Genomic DNA, 19,309 nt, shown 5'->3' with positions numbered 1-19,309 from the left:
AAATCACACACAAAAAGTGCATCTTAGCCATAAAGGCAAGATGCACTTTTTTTATTTTGAGCGTAGCGGACGCGCAAGCAGTTTCTCCCGATAGAGAGTGGGGGCTTCGCCGTGGAAACGTTTGAATTGACGGGAAAAATACAGAGCATCAGGCATACCAACAGATGCAGATACCTGTTCAATGGACAAGTCTGGACGTTCCCGAAGCAATTGACGTGACTTGTCGATCCGCAGTTTCAACAAATAGGTCACAGGGGTGAGTCCGGTTTCCTGCTTGAAAATACGTGAAAGATATGCACGGTTATATCCCAGACTCTCCGACATTTGTTCAATGGATACGGGGTAAGCGTATTGAGTGGACATATATTGAATCATCTGTTTTACCGTCCGCCGAATGGAGGATTCTCCTGATGTTAATGTTTGCCCCTCGGAGAGATGGGTCTGGGCCTCGGCTAAAATCATGTACAGTGTACCGAGTGATGTATAATGGGCGCTTTCTTTTCGCTCGGCAAAAGCGTCCTGCATGACCGACAACCAGTTGGATATGTCACAGGCTGTACCGGCATGAAAAACCGATTTCTCGGGCCTAAACCCGGCCTGTTCGACGTGCCCGGCAGCTTCACTGCCTGTAAAGGCAATCCAGCGGTATTGCCACGGCTTCCGGTTATGGGACTGGTAGCTTACCAGTTGTCCCGGATGGATCAAAAAACAATCACCTGCGGCGAGATCGTAGGTGTGCAGCTCCGTACGGAACGTGCCGGCTCCTTTTTCTACATAATGCAAAAGATAATAATCATATAGCTTCGGTCCAAGTGCATGTCCAGGGAGAGTCTGGCTTGCACCAGCAAACAGGACATGAAGTGCCCCTCGGTTATCATAGGTGGGATTGGAGGCAACCGAATAACTAAGTGCTCCGCTTTTGCTTACGGCTGTTTCCTGTGAGGGTCTGGAGCTGGACGAACTGGATGAACCTGTTGTGTTATGGGATGTTTCTGCCGGATTTGTTTTGGAATCTTTCATGTGGAATCCTTCTTTCCGTTGATTAGAGCTTCAGTCGTTAGATTCATTATATGATTAAAGGTCACATTTATCCATATGAATCACACATGGTTTCATTTTAAGAGAGATCACTTCCTTGTATAATAACATTAAGAAAACCACAACAAAGAGGCGAGGTGCATCAGCTTTGAATGTAACTGATTTGCAACAAAAGTTTATTGAGAGGTACGGAGAAAGTGGAGCGGACATCCGTGTATTCCATGCCCCTGGGCGTGTGAATCTGATTGGTGAACATATCGACTACAACGGTGGTTATGTGCTCCCGGCCGCGCTTGAGTTTGGCACAACCTTGCTCATTCGTGAACGTACGGATAACGCATTACAGCTGGCTTCTACCAATATGGCTTACGAGGGGACTCTGGACAGAGCCTCCATTGGTCAGGAGAAAACGGGGGAGTGGACGGACTACCCGGTAGGCGTCATGGTACAGCTGCAAGGCAAAGGTGTGCAAGTGACGAGAGGGTATGATTTCCTCTACCACGGTGAAATACCAAATGGCGCAGGACTTTCCTCATCAGCATCTCTGGAGGTTCTCACCGGGTATGCGATTCAATCCATGGAAGGGGTACTCGACATTGACACCGTGGAACTTGCGCTTTTGTCCCAGAAAGCAGAGAATGAGTTTGTTGGTGTCAACTGCGGCATCATGGATCAGTTTGCTGTAGCCAACGGGGCGAAGGATCATGCGATTCTGCTGATGTGTGATACGCTGGAGTACGAGAAGGTGCCTTTCCGTACAGGTGCATACAAACTGATTATCGGTAACACAAACAAACGCCGTGGTTTGGTTGATTCGGCTTACAATGAGCGGCGCTCTCAATGCGAGCAGGCACTTGCCATTTTGAAGGAACAGCTGCCTGCACTGAATTACCTGGCTCAATTAAAGCCAGAGCAGTTTGACACCTTACAGGATCAGCTCAAGGATGAGAAAGTCAGACAGCGTGCCCAGCACGTTGTAGAAGAAAATGCACGAGTACTTGCATCCGTAGAAGCGCTGCAGAACAATGACTTGCAGACGTTTGGACAGTTGATGAATGCTTCACATGAATCGTTGCGTGATTTGTATGAAGTGAGCTGCAACGAGCTGGATGTCATGGTTGAGGAAGCGCAGCGAATTCCAGGAACACTGGGTGCACGTATGACGGGTGCAGGTTTTGGTGGATGTACGGTGTCTCTGGTACATGAGAATGATGTGGAACGTTTTGTGAGTGAAGTGGGTGCAGCATATGAAGCACGCACCGGTCTCAAAGGTGATTTCTATGTATGTGGTGTAGGCGAAGGTGTTAACGAACTCAAGGAGGCGAAGTAAAATGGCAATTTTGGTGACAGGTGGAGCAGGATATATTGGATCTCATACGGTGGCAGCATTGCTTGAACGTGGCGAAGAAGTCGTTGTACTGGATAACTTGCAAACAGGACATCGCGAGGCATTGCTTGGCGGTAAGTTGTATGAAGGTGATTTGCGTGACAAGGAAATCCTGACGAAACTGTTCGCGGAAAATTCAATTGATGCTGTCATTCACTTTGCGGCGAACTCGCTCGTCGGCGAGAGCATGAAAGAACCGGCTAAATACTACGATAATAACGTATTCGGCACACTTTGCCTGCTTGAAGCAATGAATGCAGCGAATGTACGTCGCATCGTCTTCTCATCTACAGCAGCAACTTATGGTGAGCCTGAGAAAGTGCCGATCGAAGAGAGCGACCGTACGGAGCCTACGAATGTATATGGTGAAACCAAATTGATGATGGAGCGCATGATGTCCTGGTTCGACAAAGTGCAGGACATCAAATACGTTTCCCTGCGTTACTTCAATGCAGCCGGTGCACACGAAAGTGGCAAAATCGGTGAAGATCACCAGCCGGAAAGTCACTTGATTCCGCTTGTATTGCAGACGGCACTGAAACAACGTTCACATATCGCTGTATTCGGAGATGACTATGCAACAGAGGATGGCACATGTGTCCGCGACTATATCCACGTTAGTGATCTGGCTGATGCGCATCTGCGTGCAGTGGATTATTTGCGCAAAGGGGAGAACAGCAACGTGTTCAACCTGGGTAACGGCACTGGATTCTCGGTAAAACAAGTGATCGAAACCGCTAAAAAAGTAACAGGCCTGGATATTCCGGTTGTTCAGGAACCACGTCGTGCAGGTGACCCGGCTGTGCTGGTGGCATCTTCTGCGAAAGCAAGATCCGTTCTGGGTTGGAACCCAAAATGGACAAATCTCGAAGATGTCATTCAAAGCGCATGGAACTGGCATCAATCACGCCCTGAAGGCTACGGAAAAAACTAGGAGGCGAACATCTTATGTCACAGACTCAACCTGGAGCAGAGGCCACAGAGCGTACACCCGAGCAGCAGGAAGCACTGCATGCCATTGAGCGTCTGGTCGAATTTGCCTTACAGAAAAAATTGATCGAGGAAGCGGACTATGATTACAGTCGCAACCTGCTGATGGAACAGTTCGGATTCTCGGAGCCTTATGCCGGTGAATTGCATGCTACAGTTCCTGATAGTCCACAGACCATGTTGGACACTCTCATTGACTATGGATATACGATTGGACTCATTCCTGAAAATAGCGATACCTTCCGTGACCTGCTGGATGCGAAAATTATGGGTCATCTGATGGCGCGCCCTTCAGAAGTTGTGCGTGCTTTCCGTGATAAGGAGAAAACGGAAGGTATCGAGGCGGCAACATCGCAATTTTATGACTTATCCATTAACTCGAACTACATCCGAATGGATCGCGTATCCAAGAACGTCTATTGGACGCAGGATACCGCTTATGGCGAGATGGAGATCACGATCAACCTTTCGAAGCCGGAGAAGAGTCCAAAGGAAATCGCTATGGCGAAATTGCTTCCACCTCCGGTATATCCGAAATGTCAGCTGTGTCGTGAAAATGTAGGTTATGCTGGTCGGGTGAATCACCCGGCCCGCCAGAATCTGCGTGTCATTCCGCTACAGCTTAACAATGAGCCGTGGTTGTTCCAATACTCGCCGTACGTGTACTACAATGAGCACTGCATTATTTTCCATCATGATCATGTGCCGATGAAACTGACGAAGGATACCTTGCGCAGACTGCTTGCCTTTGTTCAGGAATATCCGCATTACTTTATCGGCTCTAACGCCGATCTTCCAATCGTGGGCGGTTCCATTCTGACCCATGACCACTTCCAAGGTGGACGTCATACGTTTGCCATTCAAAACGCACAGCCAGAGGCGTTCTTCCGTCATGCGGATGCACCAGGGTTGACACTTAGCCTTGTCAAATGGCCGATGTCCGTGATGCGTCTGCATTCACATGATCCTGCGGAATTGCTAGAAGCGGGTAACGCGGTCTACGAAGCGTGGAAGGTGTATAGTGATTCGGCAGTGGAGATCGAAGCGTTCAGCGAATTAGACGGAGAGAAGGTACCTCACAATACGGTAACTCCGATTGTTCGCCGTAGTGCGGATGGCGGTTTTGAGATGGATCTCGTGTTGCGTAACAACCGTACAAATGACGAGCATCCGGAAGGGATTTTCCATCCACACCGTGAAATGCACCATTTGAAAAAAGAGAATATCGGCTTGATCGAAGTCATGGGACTGGCTATTTTGCCGGGACGCCTGAAGCAAGAGCTGGATGGCATTGCCGACATCTTGGCGGGTAATACACAGCTTGCAGAAGCTGCCCAGGCAGCGGATCACGAGCTGAACAAACATTTACCGTGGACAAAAGAGTTGAAGCAGGGGCATGGCTCCAGCTTGACGAAGGAAGAAGCGGTTACACTTGTACAACAGCAGGTAGGTTTGAAATTCTCCGAAATTCTGGAGCATGCAGGTGTGTACAAACATGATGAAGCTGGACGTCAAGCATTCCGTCGCTTCGTAAGTAGCATGGGCTATACCGAGTAGGAAGACCATTTGGCATCCGTTCAATTGTGAACGGGTGCTTTTTGGCATGGTTCGAGATGTATAATAGAGTAAGGAACGAAAGAAGAACAGTTAGAATGACCCACACTACATAAGGAAAAGGGGACGATTTATTTGGAAAAGCAGCCGCTTAATCTTCCATTTATCTCAGATGCCAAGGAACTTAAAAGCATGGTTGGAGAATCCAGCGAACGTGTGCGCAATAAAGTAATCCCGTTTGTGGATTCGCATGTTCAAAATTTTATCACGAAGTCACCCTTGTTCTTCTTGTCCACTTCGGATCAGGATGGAAAATGTGATGTATCACCGCGTGGGGATGAACCCGGCTTTGTTCGTGTATTTGATTCTTATAGACTGGTGTACCCGGAACGCCCAGGAAATCGTCGAATCGATTCCTTGTTGAACATTCTGTCAGATCCAGGAGTAGGAATGTTGTTTGTGATTCCGGGTTTGAATGAAGTGCTGCGTATCAATGGAACAGCTCGGATTACAAAGGATGAAGAATTCATCAAAAGAATGAACTGGGAAGGTAAAACGATTGGAGCAGCCGTCATTGTTGAAGTCGAGGAATGTTTCATTCATTGTCCGCGTGCTTTTCATCAGGCAGGATTATGGGACGCTGCAACATGGGCGAAATCCGAAGAGTTGCCATCCGTGAATGAACTTCTTCAAGCACATTTGAAGATCAACGGATTGAACTAAAGTGAGCAGCTATCGATTTGTTTTTCTATAAAAGGGGTACTATAATTGAGGTTGCACTAAAAACTAAACTCCATTGGAGGCGATTATAGATCATGAGATCTTTTCAATTTTATAACCCGACTCGTCTAATCTTCGGGAAAGGTCAGCTCGAAGCGTTGAAAACTGAGGTGCCGAAATACGGCAAACGGGTTCTGCTTGTATATGGCGGTGGAAGCATCAAACGTAGCGGACTGTATGATCAAGTGCTTGGTTTGCTTAAGGAAATCGGAGCAGAAGTAACGGAGCTCGCAGGTGTGGAGCCGAATCCGCGTCTATCCACTGTACATAAAGGCGTGGACTTGTGTAAAACGAACGGTATTGAGCTCATTCTGGCTGTTGGTGGCGGTAGTGTGCTTGATTGCGCCAAAGCGATTGCCGTTGGAGCCAAATATGATGGAGACATGTGGGACTTTGCACAGCGTAAAGCTGTTGCACAAGACGCGCTTCCACTCGGCACAGTGCTGACCATGGCGGCTACTGGTTCAGAGATGAACTCCGGTTCCGTAATCACAAACCAGGAAACACAAGAGAAACTGGGCTGGGGCAGTGCGCATTCTTTCCCTGCATTCTCCATTCTTGATCCCGTAAACACATACACGGTACCTAAGGACCAAACGGTATACGGTATGGTGGACATGATGTCTCACGTATTAGAGCATTATTTCCATCTGGATCCGAACACACCTGTTCAACTCGGCTTCTGTGAGACGATTCTGCGTACAGTTATGGATGCAGCACCTCGTTTGGTGGATGACCTGGAGAACTACGAACTTCGTGAGACGATTCTGTATTGCGGAACAATGGCACTTAATGGCGTGTTGAACATGGGACTTGCAGGAGACTGGGCAACGCACAATATTGAACATGCGGTATCAGCGGTCTACGACATCCCGCATGGTGGTGGACTTGCAATTCTGTTCCCGCACTGGATGAGACATAACCTTGATGTGAAGGTAGATCGTTTCAAACGTCTTGCGATCAACGTGTTTGACGTGAACCCTGAAGGTAAATCCGACAGACAGATTGCCGATGAAGGCATTGATGCACTCAGCAAGTTCTGGACATCCATTGGTGCACCAAACCGTTTGGCTGACTATGATATTGATGACAGTCAGATTGAGGTTATGGCGGATAAAGCGATGCTGTTCGGACCGTTCGGTAACTTTAAAAAGCTGCAACGTGAAGATGTGGTATCCATCTACAAAGCTTCGCTGTAAGTGAATTAAGAAGCTTGGCATGTAAGCTTAATATCCATTGGAATACTGATAATAAACGCAAGTCTCCTGTTGGAGGCTTGCGTTTTTTCATGTCTGGACTACTGTGAATCACTTCTGTGATTCCACACCGTGAATTGGCATGGGAGAGAGAAATGGAGCATTCCTGAATATTATGATGCTAATACCCATTAGCGGCTTCTCAATACAACTCAGGAAAGATTTTGAAACATTTTGCCTGGATGTACGTATTTATTTACATGTGGAATGCACAGTTGGGAGAAATTGCAGCGGAGAGGAGGAAGAGGGGATGGAAGCAATCTATTGGGGGTGTCTCATCGGAGGTGCCGTTTTTGCCATCGTGAGTCTGGTGCTAGGTGACTTGATTGACGGTTTGCTGGATGGTGCTTTCGAAATGCCTGGTGTTGATTTTTTTAAACCTGTTGTACTGGCGGGGTCCATCACTGCTTTTGGTGGAGCAGGCATACTACTGACGCGGTACAGCTCTCTTAGTGTGATGTCGAATCTGATCTTATCCCTGCTGATCGGTATTGCTGCAGCCATGCTGGTATTTTTCGCATATATCAAGCCGATGCGTAACAGTGACGTTTCAATTGGTTTCTCCATGAAGGAGTTAGCGGGCAAAATTGGTGAAATCACGATTCCGATACCGGCAAACGGATTTGGTGAAGTCATGATTCGTTTTGCATCTGGTAACACCATTCAGACAGCGACCAGCTTCGAACAGCTACCCATTGCGGCGGGGGCACGAGTGGTTGTCATCGATGTGGTGGACGGAGTATTGCGCGTATCCGAGTGGGAAGAAGATGTACTTAAGGATGTCTAGGTCAGTGAAATTTCCTAATAATGCGGGGAACTGACGGTAGCGGAATGATTTTTAATACTTACGATACAAGGGGAGAGATGTGAATGGGTAATCTGGATTGGGATGTATTGTTAATTCCTGTTGTGGTTGTTGGTGTAATTTTGATTCTGGGTTTAGCTTTCTGGGCGAGATACAAAACGGTCGGTCCCGACGAAGCGATGATTGTAACCGGTTCATTCCTGGGTAGCAAAAATATTTCGGAAGATGAGTCAGGACGTAAAATCAAAATCGTGCGCGGCGGCGGTGCGTTCATCCTGCCTGTGTTCCAGCAGTCTGAATTTATTTCGTTACTGTCACACAAGCTCGATGTCTCCACGCCTGAGGTCTACACAGAGCAGGGGGTTCCTGTTATTGCTGACGGGGTGGCGATCATCAAGGTCGGAAGCGCTGTAGAAGACGTTGCAACGGCTGCGGAGCAATTTATCGGCAAACCGGTTGACGCGCTGAGGGGAGAAGCCCAGGAAGTGCTGGAGGGGCATTTACGGGCCATTCTCGGTACGATGACGGTGGAAGAGGTATATCGGAACAGAGATCGTTTTGCTCAAGAGGTTCAAGGAGTGGCCGCACGGGATCTGAAAAAGATGGGTCTGCAGATCGTTTCCTTTACCATTAAGGATGTCCGTGATAAACAAGGGTACTTGGATGCACTCGGTAAACCAAGAATCGCAGCCGTGAAACGTGATGCTGAAATTGCCGAAGCGGAAGCGATGCGGGATGCACGGATTCAGAAGGCAAATGCCGAAGAACAAGGGCAGAAGGCCGAGTTGCTGCGTGATACCAACATTGCTGAGGCAGCCAAAGAGAAAGAATTGAAGGTCGCGGCCTTTAAACGTGATCAGGATACAGCCAAGGCGGAAGCGGATCAGGCGTATCATATCCATGAAGCACGCGCAAGACAAACGGTTGTAGAAGAGCAGATGAAAGTAGAACTCGTACGTAAAGAACGTGAGATTGACCTGCAGGAAAAAGAAATTACGGTGCGTGAGAAACAATACGATGCGGAAGTGAAGAAAAAAGCGGAAGCAGATCGTTATGCCGTTGAACAGGCTGCGGAAGCGGATAAAGCAAAACGGATGCGTGAAGCTGATGCAGTGCAGTACTCCATCGAAACTCAAGCCAAAGCAACAGCTGAGCAGAAACGACTTGAAGGTCAGGCCATTGCGGATGCAGAGCGTGCAAAAGGTACAGCCGATGCAGAAGTTATTCGTCTGCGTGGTCTTGCCGAAGCGGAAGCCAAAGAAAAATTGGCTGAGGCGTTCCAGAAGTTTGGCGAAGCTGCGGTACTCGATATCATTGTCAAAATGTTGCCTGAACTGGCTGGTAAAATCGCTGAGCCAATCTCCTCGATTGACAAGTTGACGGTAGTAGATACAGGTAAGGGCGAGGGTGCTGCACGTGTCAGCAACTACGTCACGGAACTGATGGCTACTGCACCTGAGATGTTGAAAAGTGTGTCAGGCATTGACGTGGAACAACTGATCAAAGGATTGACCAAATCGAAAACAGCTACACCAGTGGCTGTGCAATCGAGTGAATCAGTAAAACAGACGTCACCTATTATCGAGAGCATTGTAGAGCGTAGCAATAGTAAAGAGTAAGAAATGGCAGCTTAATTACATGGCTGGTCTATTGACCTTATGGCGAATTTTTGTTACTTTTTAAGCGAGACGTCCGGCGCGGTTTGCCCGCTCCGGATGTTTTTTTGATTTGGTTTGAAGATGTGTCAGACACATCCAAGATGGTGTGAAAAAAAGAGGTGCAAAAATGAGCAGCCTGCATGTAGATAAAGCACTAAATAATAATGTAATTATTGCACAGCATCCTGAACACGGCGAAGTTGTGGTCATCGGCAAGGGCATCGGCTTTAACCGGAAGCCGAGTGATGACATCCCACTGACGGCTGTGGAGAAGATGTTTATTTTGAAAAACCAGCAGGAGCAGGAGCAGTACAAGCAACTTCTTCCGCAGGTGGATGAGGCTTTAATTGAGATTATTAACGAAGTCATCACGTATATCGCAGAGCGTACGGACGTTCCGCTTAATGAACATATTCATATTGCGTTAACAGATCATATTTCTTTTGCCCTTAAACGCAAGGAGCAGGGAATAATCATCCAAAATCCTTTTTTATATGAGACAAGAGAGATCTATCCAGATGAGTATCGGATGGGGGAATATGCCGTTCGTTTAATTAAGGAAAAGATGGGCGTGGATCTCGGCCAAGATGAGATTGGTTTTGTGGCTCTGCATATCTATAGCGCGATGACGAACCAGAACATATCCCAAGTACGAGAGCATTCTCAATTAATTACGGATCTGGTAAACCTGGTTGCAGACCAACTCGACTATTCATTTGAAACGCAGTCTTTGGATTATTCCCGTCTGTTAACTCACCTTCGGTTTGCCCTGGAACGTGTACGCCGTGGAGATAAGGTGGAGGAACTGCATAAGCTGGATTCCTTGCTTAAATTAGAATACCCCGAAATGTACTCGCTTGCATGGAAACTCACGAAGGTGATGGAGAAACGACTAAAATTGCCTGTGTATCCGGCAGAAGTTGGGTATCTAACGATACATTTACAGCGACTGAATCAACGGAAAGAAGAAGAGAATAAGTGAAATCATGTCAGAAATTTTAGCAAAATTACGTTTTTTTCTGTAAAGGCTTGCAATGCGTTCGAAGTGGTGCTACAATGGTGACCGTAATCAAGCAACTGAATAAACATAAGCGACGTGTTACTGACTCGATCAGGCATGAGTTAATTAGAGTGTGATTGTTCTACCTTTTTAAGGGTATGCTATACCCCAAGGTAGGCGCAGTTCACTTTTATTAGTTCATGCCTTTTTTGTGTTCCATTGCTTGCATCACGACATACAGACTTAGACGAAAGGAAGAATACGACGCGATGTTTAAAAAGCTTTTTGGTGTATTGCAAAGAGTAGGTAAAGCTCTCATGTTGCCTGTAGCGATCTTGCCAGCCGCAGGTTTGCTGCTCGGAATTGGTAACATGCTGGTGAATCCGGATTTCCTGCAATATGTGACTGCGCTCGATACCCCGTGGGTTAACTCGATTGCAACTATAATGATGAACGCAGGTCAGATCGTATTTGATAATCTGGCATTGCTGTTTGCTGTCGGGGTAGCTGTTGGACTCGCTGGCGGTGAAGGTGTAGCAGGACTTGCAGCCATCATCGGTTACCTGGTGATGAATGTAACTCTGGGTTCTGCAGTAGGTGTTACGCCTGCCATGATTGGCAAAGTACCTGGTTATGCAAGTATCTTGGGTATTCCTACACTAAGCACAGGGGTGTTTGGAGGTATCATTATTGGTATCGCTGCAGCGCTGTGTTACAATCGGTTCTTCAAAATTGAACTGCCGTCTTACCTTGGATTCTTTGCGGGTAAACGATTTGTTCCTATTGTCACTTCAGTAGTTTCCCTGTTGTTAGGGTTACTGCTCGTGGTCATCTGGCCACCAATCCAGAACGGATTAAATGCCATTTCTCACTTCATGGTAGATACAAGCCCGACTTTGTCGGCCTTTATCTTCGGTGTTGTAGAACGGTCACTGATTCCGTTTGGTCTGCATCACATTTTCTACTCCCCATTCTGGTTTGAGTTCGGTGAATATGTGAACAAAGCCGGCGATGTTATTCGCGGGGACCAAAAGATTTTCTTCAGCCAGTTGCGCGATGGCGTTGAATTGACTGCGGGAACGTTCCAAGTTGGTAAATTCCCGTTCATGATGTTCGGTTTGCCAGCAGCGGCACTTGCGATGTACCATGAAGCAAGACCTGAGCATAAAAAATATGTTGCAGGGATCATGGGTTCAGCTGCGCTGACATCATTCCTGACAGGGATCACAGAACCACTCGAGTTCTCATTCCTGTTCGTAGCACCGATTTTGTTTGCAGTACACTGTATCTTTGCAGGTTTGTCTTTCATGACGATGCAATTGCTCGATGTCAAGATCGGGATGACCTTCTCAGGCGGTTTCATTGACTTCCTGATCTTTGGTATCATTCCAAACCGCACACCATGGTGGGATGTTATTATCGTCGGTTTGATCCTTGCCGTGATCTATTACTTCGGATTCCGATTGATCATTCGCAAGTTCAATCTCAAAACACCTGGACGTGAAGAGGCATCTGCGGAAACTGCATCCGGCGGTTCTTCAGGCTCCACGGACGATCTGCCTCACAATATCCTCGAAGCCTTTGGCGGGAAGGAAAACATTAAACATCTGGATGCATGTATTACTCGTTTGCGGATTGAAGTGAATGAGAAATCCAATGTACAAAAAGATCGTTTGAAACAATTGGGTGCATCTGGTGTGCTTGAAGTGGGTAATAATGTTCAAGCCATCTTCGGAACACGTTCCGATACGATCAAGTCCCAAATGCAAGATATCATTGCAGGGCGTACACCTGCACCAACTCCAGTTGCTGAAGTTAAACCAACTCCTGAAGAGGAGAAAGCACAAGGAGAACAAGGTGAACGCATTGTCACAGAGGATATCGTGATGCCAGTCAATGGTGAGCTGATGGATATTACCAATGTACCTGATCCAGTCTTTGCTGAGAAAATGACAGGTGACGGGTTCGCCATTTTGCCACATGACGGAACGATTACATCCCCTGTGTATGGTAAAGTATTTAATGTATTTCCAAGCAAACATGCCGTGGGCATCATGTCCGACGGCGGTAAGGAAGTGCTTGTACACATAGGTGTTAATACGGTGAAACTGAAAGGCCAAGGTTTCAACGTACTGGTTCAGGAAGGTGACCTGGTATCCGCAGGACAACCGATTATGGAAGTGGATCTGGAGTATGTCAAAGCGAACGCTCCTTCGATCATTTCTCCGGTGATATTCACCAACCTGCCAGAAGGTTCTACCGTCACTTTGAAGAAGAGTGGCGTGCTCAAAGTTGGCGATCAGCCGATCATTGAGATAAAATAAGAACTGTTCCAACGATGGCAAGCAAGTGTAAATATATGCAATGCCTAAACTAAACTACTGAAAGCGAGATGATTGTAATGCAACAAACATTCAGAATTACAGACGAAGATGGTATCCACGCACGTCCGGCAACTGCCCTGGTTAATACAGCAAACAAATTCAAAGGTGCTGAATCCTTTGCAGAAGCTAACGGCAAAAAAGTAACATTGAAATCCATTCTGGGCGTTCTTTCCCTCGGTCTGGAGCAAGGTGACACCATCAGCATCATCGTTGAAGGTGAAGGCGAAGCTGAAGCTCTTCAAGCTCTGACAGACGTTATGGTTAACGAAGGGTTGGGCGAAATTAATGCTTAATGTTTCCGGGATCGCGGCTTCGGCGGGTATTGCTATCGCCAAGGCGTTTATCTTGGAGCATCCTGACTACTCTGTAGAAAAACGCCAGATTAACGACGTTGACGCAGAGATTGCTAAACTTGACTCGGCGCTGGGTAAATCCCGCGCTGAGCTTGAGGCAATCAAAGAGCGTACTTTACAAGAGCTTGGCGAGAAAAAAGCGGAGATTTTTGCATCGCATTTGCTCATCCTGGATGACCCGGAACTGATTGATCCGGTGAAAGCGAAGATCGCTGATGACATGATCAATGCAGAATTCGCATTGAATGAAACAGCTTCCCAGTTCATCTCGATGTTCGAAAACATGAAGAGTGCATACTTGCAAGAGCGTGCTGCGGATATGCGTGACGTTACGAAGCGTGTGCTAAATCACTTGCTTGGTATCGACTTCATGAGCCCGGCTGAAATCAGTGAAGAAGTGATTGTGCTTGCAGAGGATTTAACACCTTCTGATACAGCTCAATTGAACCGCCAATACGTAAAAGGTTTTGCAACCAACATCGGTGGACGTACTTCTCACTCCGCTATCATGGCTCGTTCGCTTGAGATTCCGGCTGTGGTTGGAACGAAAGACATCTTGGCTCAAGCGAAACAAGGAGACTTGATCATTGTTGACGGTCTGGACGGTCAAGTTCTGGTTAACCCTACAGATGACGTCGTTGCTGAATACCGTGCCAAACAGGAACAGTATGATGCACAGCGTGCGGAGTGGAGAAAACTGCGTGACGAACCAACGGTTACGGTGGACAACGTTCATGTGGAACTGGCTGCAAACATCGGTACGCCGAACGATGTAACAGGTGTATTGGATAACGGCGGCGAGGCGGTAGGCTTGTATCGTACCGAGTTCTTGTACATGGGCAGAGACAAGCTTCCTTCCGAAGACATTCAGTACAATGCTTACAAAGCTGTACTTGAAAAAATGGAAGGCAAACCTGTTGTAGTTCGTACACTTGACATCGGTGGAGACAAAGAGCTTCCTTATCTGGATCTGCCAAAAGAAATGAATCCATTCCTCGGCTTCCGCGCAGTTCGTCTGTGTCTGGACCGTCTGGATATCTTCCGTACTCAATTGCGTGCATTACTGCGTGCAAGTGTACACGGAAACCTGCGTGTCATGTTCCCTATGATTGCAACACTGGGTGAATTCCGTGAAGCCAAAGCTGTCCTGCTCGAAGAGAAGGAAAAGCTGGTTGCTGAAGGGATCGCTGTTTCTGATAGCATTCAACTCGGGATCATGGTCGAAATTCCATCAACAGCTGTAATGGCGGACCAATTCGCCAAAGAAGTGGACTTCTTCAGTATCGGTACCAACGATCTGATTCAGTACACGATGGCTGCTGACCGGATGAACGAGCGTGTATCTTATCTTTACCAACCATACAACCCGGCTATTTTGCGTTTGGTCAAAATGGTTATCGATGCAGCGCATCGTGAAGGTAAATGGGCTGGCATGTGCGGTGAGATGGCAGGAGACGAAACAGCAATTCCATTGCTGCTTGGTCTTGGACTGGATGAGTTCAGCATGAGCGCAACTTCCATTCTGCCAGCGCGTAGCCAAATCACCAAATTGTCCCGTGCGGACATGCAGGAACTCGCTGCCAAAGCGTTGGAAATGCAAACTGCTGAACAAGTGGTTGAACTGGTTCAAAGCATTCAAGCGTAATTTTGCCGGAGTTTCCTCCGGATTTGAGGTTTCTTTTTCCGAATAAAGGGCTGCATTCATGTAGCGATATTGTCGGTGTCCACGATTTAGTGGGGGCCGGCTTTTTTTGCTTTTTTATCGTAGTGACAGGATAGCTGTTCTTACAAGTGGATAAAATAAAATCCCCTTATGGGAGTGAGAGAATATCTCATCACGCACAGGGGGACTCTGTCATTAAAGTAGACTGTGTAAAAAGTTTAACTTATTTAGCTACAAGCACAGTTTAATACAGGTTTGCGTGCTGCGGTCGTTTCATCCAGACGAGTTACCGGCGTGCCGTACGGAGCGTTGAGCACCAATTCCGGTGTTTCTTCGGCTTCCTTCGCAATACGGATCATTGTATCGATAAATCCGTCCAGCGTCTCTTTGCTCTCGGTTTCCGTTGGCTCAATCATAATGCACTCCTCGACATTAAGCGGGAAGTAGATGGTTGGCGGGTGATACCCAAAGTCCAGCAGGCGTTTGGCTACATCCAGTGTGCGTACACCATACTGCTTCAGGCCACGGCCTGACATGACAAATTCATGTTTGCACACGCCAGGATAAGGAATCTCGTAATGAGGTGCCAGGCGAGCCATCATATAATTGGCGTTCAGCACAGCACATTCGGACACACGGCGAAGCCCTTCTGGTCCATAAGTGCGAATATAAGCATAAGCACGAACAAGAATACCGAAGTTACCATAATAGGCTTTGACCCGACCGATCGATTGATCTCCTTCGTAATCCAGAGCGTACATGCCTTGATCATTTTGAACAACCATCGGTTTAGGTAAGAACGGGATCAGGCGGCTCTTCACACCGACAGGTCCGGCACCAGGTCCACCACCACCGTGAGGTGTACTCATCGTTTTATGCAAATTCAGATGCACCACATCAAAGCCCATATCTCCCGGACGTGTAATGCCCATGATGGCATTGGAGTTAGCTCCGTCATAATACAATAATCCGCCAGCTTCGTGTACGATGGACGCAATATCTTGAATATCCTTTTCAAACAAACCGAGCGTATTCGGATTCGTCAGCATGAGTGCTGCGGTATCTGAACCGACTGCTGCACGGAGAGCATCAAGATCGACCAAACCGTCCGTACGCGACGGGATTGTCACCGTTTCGAATCCAGCTACGGTTGCGCTGGCCGGGTTCGTGCCATGAGATGAATCGGGTACGATAACCTTGGTACGCAGTTCACCACGGCTTTCGTGATAAGCTCGAATCATCATAAGCCCGGTCCATTCCCCGTGTGCTCCGGCAGCAGGTTGCAGAGTTACGGCATCCATACCGGTCAGACCTGCAAGATCATTTTGTAAAGTATGGAGCAGTTCGAGAGCACCTTGAAGACTGGATTCATGCTGATACGGATGGATTTTGGCAAAGCCGTTGTAACGTGCTACATCTTCGTTGATCTTTGGATTGTATTTCATTGTACAGGAACCAAGTGGATAAAAGCCGTTATCTACCCCGAAGTTGCGGCGGGACAATGCCGTATAATGACGAATAACATCAACCTCGAATACTTCCGGCAACGCGGCCGCTTCCGAGCGCAGCATTTCCCGGGGAATCAACGTATCAGCATCCTGACGGGGAACATCACATTCCGGCAAGGAATAGGCCACACGTCCGGGACTGCTCAGTTCAAAAATCAGAGTTTGTTCGGGAGCAACGGATGGTGCGACTTGCGGACTGGTTGGGGTTCCTAATGCTTGCGAGTCCACTCCAGTCTGCTGATTGACTGACTGATGTAGGTTAGATGTTTCCGATGAAGCTCCCGCAATGGTTACTTTTGTGGTCGTTTCCTGAGTCACAGCGATCCCTCCAATACACGTGCGAATTCATCGATCTCTTCTTTGCTGCGTCGTTCGGTGACCGCAATGAGCATATGTCCTGCCAGTTCCGAATATTCACGTCCGAGTTCATAACCGCCGATGAAGCCTGCATCCAGCAGTTTCAGCTGAAGAGCATCCACATCGGTTTCTTCAGGGAGCTGGATGACGAACTCGTTAAACGTAGGAGCAGTAAAAGTAAGTCTCACTCCGGGAATAGCTGTTAACGTATTTCGTGCATAGTGACTCTTCTGCAAATTCAGATCAGCAACATCAATCATGCCTTGTCTTCCCATGGTAGACATATAGACAGAAGCACTAAGCGCTAATAACGCCTGATTTGAGCAGATGTTAGATGTCGCTTTTTCGCGGCGAATGTGTTGCTCGCGGGCTTGCAGCGTCAGCACGAAGCCTCGTTTGCCGTTGCGATCGGTCGTCTGGCCGACGATTCGACCAGGAATCCGGCGCATGTGAGCCTGGGACACGGCGAAGTATCCGCAAGTGGGTCCGCCGAGCGAAGCGGCGATTCCGAGGGGCTGCGCATCGCCTACGACGATGTCGGCCCTCAGCTTGCCTGGGGCTTCCAGCAAACCGAGCGACAGCGGGTTGGCGCTCACCACGAGCAGTCCTTTGTGCGTGTGCACAAGGTCGGCAGCCTGTTTTATATTTTCCACGGCACCAAAGAAGTTGGGGCTCTGAATCATAACCGCTGCGGTATCTTCCGAAATTGCCGTTTGCAGGGCATCCCAATCTGTAACCCCATCTTTATAACCAATCTCTACAATCTCCAGACTCAGGCCATGTGCGTACGCCTGCAATACTTGACGGGCTTCAGGGTGAACGGTGCGAGATACGATAAGCTGTTTACGACGGGTAGCTGCGGCGGCAAGATTGCCAGCTTCTGCAAAAGCCGTTGCACCATCATACATACTCGCGTTGGCTACCGCCATACCTGTCAGTTCACAAATATACGACTGAAATTCAAAGATAGCCTGCAATTCTCCTTGGCTGATCTCCGGCTGATAAGGGGTGTAGGCTGTATAGAACTCCGAACGGGAAATGACATGGTTGATGACCGAAGGGATGTGGTGGTCATAGATGCCTGCGCCGAGGAAGCTGGCGTGTGTTTCAAAGTTGGCATTGGAGCCAGCTTGTTTCGACATATGGCGAGTTAAGGCATATTCATCCAGTTTGGAGGACACAGGCAACTCGCCTTGGTAACGAATTTCCTGCGGGATATCTTTGAACAAATCTTCAAGAGTATCCACGCCGATCGTGGCCAGCATAGCGCTCTGGTCTTGTTCTGTCATGGGGATGTAGCGGTGCTTGCTCATGCTTGCTCAGCTCCTTGGGTAGGTGTCTTTGACGTACGTGTCCGTTTATGAAAAGGGGTCTTGACGACCTCGGCTTTTAGCTTTTTGCCACGAATCTCAATCTCCAGTGGTGTACCCAGTGCAGTATATTTGCTGTCAATCAGGGCAAGCCCCAGATTACGTTTCAAGGTCGGCGACTGTGTACCGGTTGTCACTTCACCAATCTGAACGCCATCCGCATAGATCGGGTAATGGGGCCGCGGTATGCCACGCTCCAGCACTTCGATACCGATCAGCTTGCGGGCAGGGCCGTCATTTTTTTGTTGCAACAAAGCTTCGTGTCCGATAAAAGACCCGGCGTTCAGTTTCACAAACATGCCCAGCCCTGCCTCCAGTGGAGAGATGGTTGGTGATAATTCCTGCCCGTATAAAGGCAACTTCGCTTCGAATCGCAGTGTATCACGTGCACCAAGTCCTGCTGGAACGAGGCCTACATCAGCACCGGCTTCCATCAGTCCGTTCCATACGAGGGCTGCCTGATCAGCTGCAACATACAGTTCAAAGCCATCTTCTCCGGTGTAACCGGTTCGTGATAGCAGCAGCTTTACTCCGCATACCTCGGCATGCTGCACGAAGCGGAACGGTTCGATGGAGCTTGCATCTATCTCTGAACCTGTAACCTTCGAGAGAATATCGACCGCTAAAGGGCCTTGTAGCGCAAGCAACGCCGTTTGCTCGGAATCATTGGTGATGTTCACCCCAGGTATAATGTGCTCCTGCAACCATGCCCAGTCTTTGTCGATATTGGAGGCATTGACGACCAGCATGTAGTGTTGCTCCGCGAGTTTATAGATGAGCAGATCATCCACTACACCGCCATCGGGATAACACATCAGTGTGTATTGTGCCTGACCTGGTACAGTTGCGGTCACGTCGTTGGTTGTCATGTTTTGCAAAAAGGCTTCTGCCTGTTCACCCGTTACGGTGAATTCGCCCATATGGGATACATCAAACAGCCCGGCGCGCTCGCGCACGGCTTCATGCTCTTTTTGAATACCGCTAAACTGCACGGGCAACTCCCAACCGCCAAAATCAATGCAACGTACACCTTCATATTGCGCGTATAGGGGGAAGAGTGGTGTTCTTAATAAATCAGACATCCAATCACCTCGTCATGGGCCGTAGTAGGCCAAGTATGAAAACACGTTCTGTGAGCCAGATCAATAATGCTTAAGTAATTTTGGTAATCGAGAGTTAACAGCCGACTGTTCTACATTTTTTCAT

General features: G+C 48.0%; 15 protein-coding genes. 11 read left to right on the top strand and 4 right to left on the bottom strand.

All coding sequences use genetic code 11. The features are described from left to right. Window positions 1–51: 51 nt before the first annotated feature. Window positions 52–1,020: an AraC family transcriptional regulator gene (locus H7T88_RS04765; RefSeq protein ID WP_221787331.1), complete on the bottom strand. Its 969-nt coding sequence runs from the start codon at window positions 1,018–1,020 to the stop codon at window positions 52–54. Between the two features lie 166 nt (window positions 1,021–1,186). Between H7T88_RS04765 and H7T88_RS04760 the strand changes: the two genes are divergently transcribed. The 11 genes from H7T88_RS04760 (at window position 1,187) to ptsP (ending at window position 14,850) form a co-directional block, all read left to right on the top strand. Next, on the top strand, window positions 1,187–2,368 hold the full coding sequence (locus H7T88_RS04760; RefSeq protein ID WP_221787329.1) for a galactokinase: 1,182 nt from the start codon (window positions 1,187–1,189) through the stop codon (window positions 2,366–2,368). A gap of 1 nt (window position 2,369) precedes the next feature. Further along, window positions 2,370–3,359, top strand: coding sequence for a UDP-glucose 4-epimerase GalE (gene galE, locus H7T88_RS04755; protein ID WP_090915498.1), 990 nt, complete (start codon window positions 2,370–2,372; stop codon window positions 3,357–3,359). Window positions 3,360–3,373: 14 nt separating this feature from the next. Further along, the gene (locus H7T88_RS04750) at window positions 3,374–4,972 is read left to right on the top strand and encodes a UDP-glucose--hexose-1-phosphate uridylyltransferase (RefSeq protein ID WP_221787328.1); all 1,599 of its coding nucleotides are present in this window, start codon (window positions 3,374–3,376) and stop codon (window positions 4,970–4,972) included. Between the two features lie 189 nt (window positions 4,973–5,161). Beyond that, on the top strand, window positions 5,162–5,692 hold the full coding sequence (locus H7T88_RS04745; RefSeq protein ID WP_154983440.1) for an MSMEG_1061 family FMN-dependent PPOX-type flavoprotein: 531 nt from the start codon (window positions 5,162–5,164) through the stop codon (window positions 5,690–5,692). Window positions 5,693–5,784: 92 nt separating this feature from the next. Next, window positions 5,785–6,948, top strand: coding sequence for an iron-containing alcohol dehydrogenase (locus H7T88_RS04740; RefSeq protein ID WP_221787325.1), 1,164 nt, complete (start codon window positions 5,785–5,787; stop codon window positions 6,946–6,948). Between the two features lie 307 nt (window positions 6,949–7,255). Continuing rightward, a complete protein-coding gene (locus H7T88_RS04735; protein ID WP_221787323.1) occupies window positions 7,256–7,792 on the top strand; it encodes an NfeD family membrane protein in 537 nt (178 codons plus the stop codon). 83 nt (window positions 7,793–7,875) lie between these two features. Then, window positions 7,876–9,429, top strand: coding sequence for a flotillin lipid rafts scaffold protein FloT (gene floT / locus H7T88_RS04730; RefSeq protein WP_221787320.1), 1,554 nt, complete (start codon window positions 7,876–7,878; stop codon window positions 9,427–9,429). 166 nt (window positions 9,430–9,595) lie between these two features. Then, a complete protein-coding gene (glcT, locus tag H7T88_RS04725; protein ID WP_090915486.1) occupies window positions 9,596–10,450 on the top strand; it encodes a glucose PTS transporter transcription antiterminator GlcT in 855 nt (284 codons plus the stop codon). Between the two features lie 287 nt (window positions 10,451–10,737). Next, the gene (gene ptsG / locus H7T88_RS04720) at window positions 10,738–12,792 is read left to right on the top strand and encodes a glucose-specific PTS transporter subunit IIBC (protein WP_090915485.1); all 2,055 of its coding nucleotides are present in this window, start codon (window positions 10,738–10,740) and stop codon (window positions 12,790–12,792) included. A 77-nt stretch (window positions 12,793–12,869) separates the two neighbouring features. Further along, complete coding sequence (locus H7T88_RS04715) at window positions 12,870–13,145, top strand: HPr family phosphocarrier protein (RefSeq protein WP_036617010.1); 276 nt, start codon at window positions 12,870–12,872, stop codon at window positions 13,143–13,145. Then, window positions 13,138–14,850: a phosphoenolpyruvate--protein phosphotransferase gene (ptsP, locus tag H7T88_RS04710; RefSeq protein ID WP_221787317.1), complete on the top strand. Its 1,713-nt coding sequence runs from the start codon at window positions 13,138–13,140 to the stop codon at window positions 14,848–14,850. The genes H7T88_RS04715 and ptsP overlap by 8 nt, the downstream gene beginning before the upstream one ends. Before the next feature lie 245 nt (window positions 14,851–15,095). Here the strand turns inward: ptsP and gcvPB are convergent, their stop codons facing one another. The 3 genes from gcvPB to gcvT all read right to left on the bottom strand — a co-directional run bounded on the left by gcvPB (window position 15,096) and on the right by gcvT (window position 19,185). Further along, window positions 15,096–16,604 (bottom strand): aminomethyl-transferring glycine dehydrogenase subunit GcvPB, encoded by a 1,509-nt coding sequence (gene gcvPB / locus H7T88_RS04705; protein WP_373323330.1) that lies wholly within the window; start codon window positions 16,602–16,604, stop codon window positions 15,096–15,098. Between the two features lie 86 nt (window positions 16,605–16,690). Then, window positions 16,691–18,046: an aminomethyl-transferring glycine dehydrogenase subunit GcvPA gene (gene gcvPA / locus H7T88_RS04700; RefSeq protein WP_221787314.1), complete on the bottom strand. Its 1,356-nt coding sequence runs from the start codon at window positions 18,044–18,046 to the stop codon at window positions 16,691–16,693. After that, complete coding sequence (gene gcvT, locus H7T88_RS04695; RefSeq protein WP_154887568.1) at window positions 18,043–19,185, bottom strand: glycine cleavage system aminomethyltransferase GcvT; 1,143 nt, start codon at window positions 19,183–19,185, stop codon at window positions 18,043–18,045. Before gcvT ends, gcvPA begins: the two co-directional genes overlap by 4 nt. Between the last annotated feature and the right edge of the window lie 124 nt (window positions 19,186–19,309).

The sequence above is a fragment of the Paenibacillus cucumis (ex Kampfer et al. 2016) genome (assembly GCF_019748695.1).
In the GTDB taxonomy this organism is placed as follows: domain Bacteria; phylum Bacillota; class Bacilli; order Paenibacillales; family Paenibacillaceae; genus Paenibacillus; species Paenibacillus polysaccharolyticus.
This window is presented reverse-complemented; position numbering and strand designations above follow the sequence as displayed.

Excerpts from the sequence above, each read along its gene's own strand:
- galE (WP_090915498.1), top strand. The coding sequence starts at position 2,370 with ATGGCAATTTTGGTGACAGGTGGAGCAGGATATATTGGATCTCATACG.
- floT (WP_221787320.1), top strand. The coding sequence starts at position 7,876 with ATGGGTAATCTGGATTGGGATGTATTGTTAATTCCTGTTGTGGTTGTT.
- H7T88_RS04745 (WP_154983440.1), top strand. The coding sequence starts at position 5,162 with ATGGTTGGAGAATCCAGCGAACGTGTGCGCAATAAAGTAATCCCGTTT.
- H7T88_RS04715 (WP_036617010.1), top strand. The coding sequence starts at position 12,870 with ATGCAACAAACATTCAGAATTACAGACGAAGATGGTATCCACGCACGT.
- ptsP (WP_221787317.1), top strand. The coding sequence starts at position 13,138 with ATGCTTAATGTTTCCGGGATCGCGGCTTCGGCGGGTATTGCTATCGCC.
- H7T88_RS04750 (WP_221787328.1), top strand. The coding sequence starts at position 3,374 with ATGTCACAGACTCAACCTGGAGCAGAGGCCACAGAGCGTACACCCGAG.
- H7T88_RS04740 (WP_221787325.1), top strand. The coding sequence starts at position 5,785 with ATGAGATCTTTTCAATTTTATAACCCGACTCGTCTAATCTTCGGGAAA.
- H7T88_RS04735 (WP_221787323.1), top strand. The coding sequence starts at position 7,256 with ATGGAAGCAATCTATTGGGGGTGTCTCATCGGAGGTGCCGTTTTTGCC.
- gcvT (WP_154887568.1), bottom strand. The coding sequence starts at position 19,185 with ATGTCTGATTTATTAAGAACACCACTCTTCCCCCTATACGCGCAATAT.
- ptsG (WP_090915485.1), top strand. The coding sequence starts at position 10,738 with ATGTTTAAAAAGCTTTTTGGTGTATTGCAAAGAGTAGGTAAAGCTCTC.
- gcvPA (WP_221787314.1), bottom strand. The coding sequence starts at position 18,046 with ATGAGCAAGCACCGCTACATCCCCATGACAGAACAAGACCAGAGCGCT.
- H7T88_RS04765 (WP_221787331.1), bottom strand. The coding sequence starts at position 1,020 with ATGAAAGATTCCAAAACAAATCCGGCAGAAACATCCCATAACACAACA.
- glcT (WP_090915486.1), top strand. The coding sequence starts at position 9,596 with ATGAGCAGCCTGCATGTAGATAAAGCACTAAATAATAATGTAATTATT.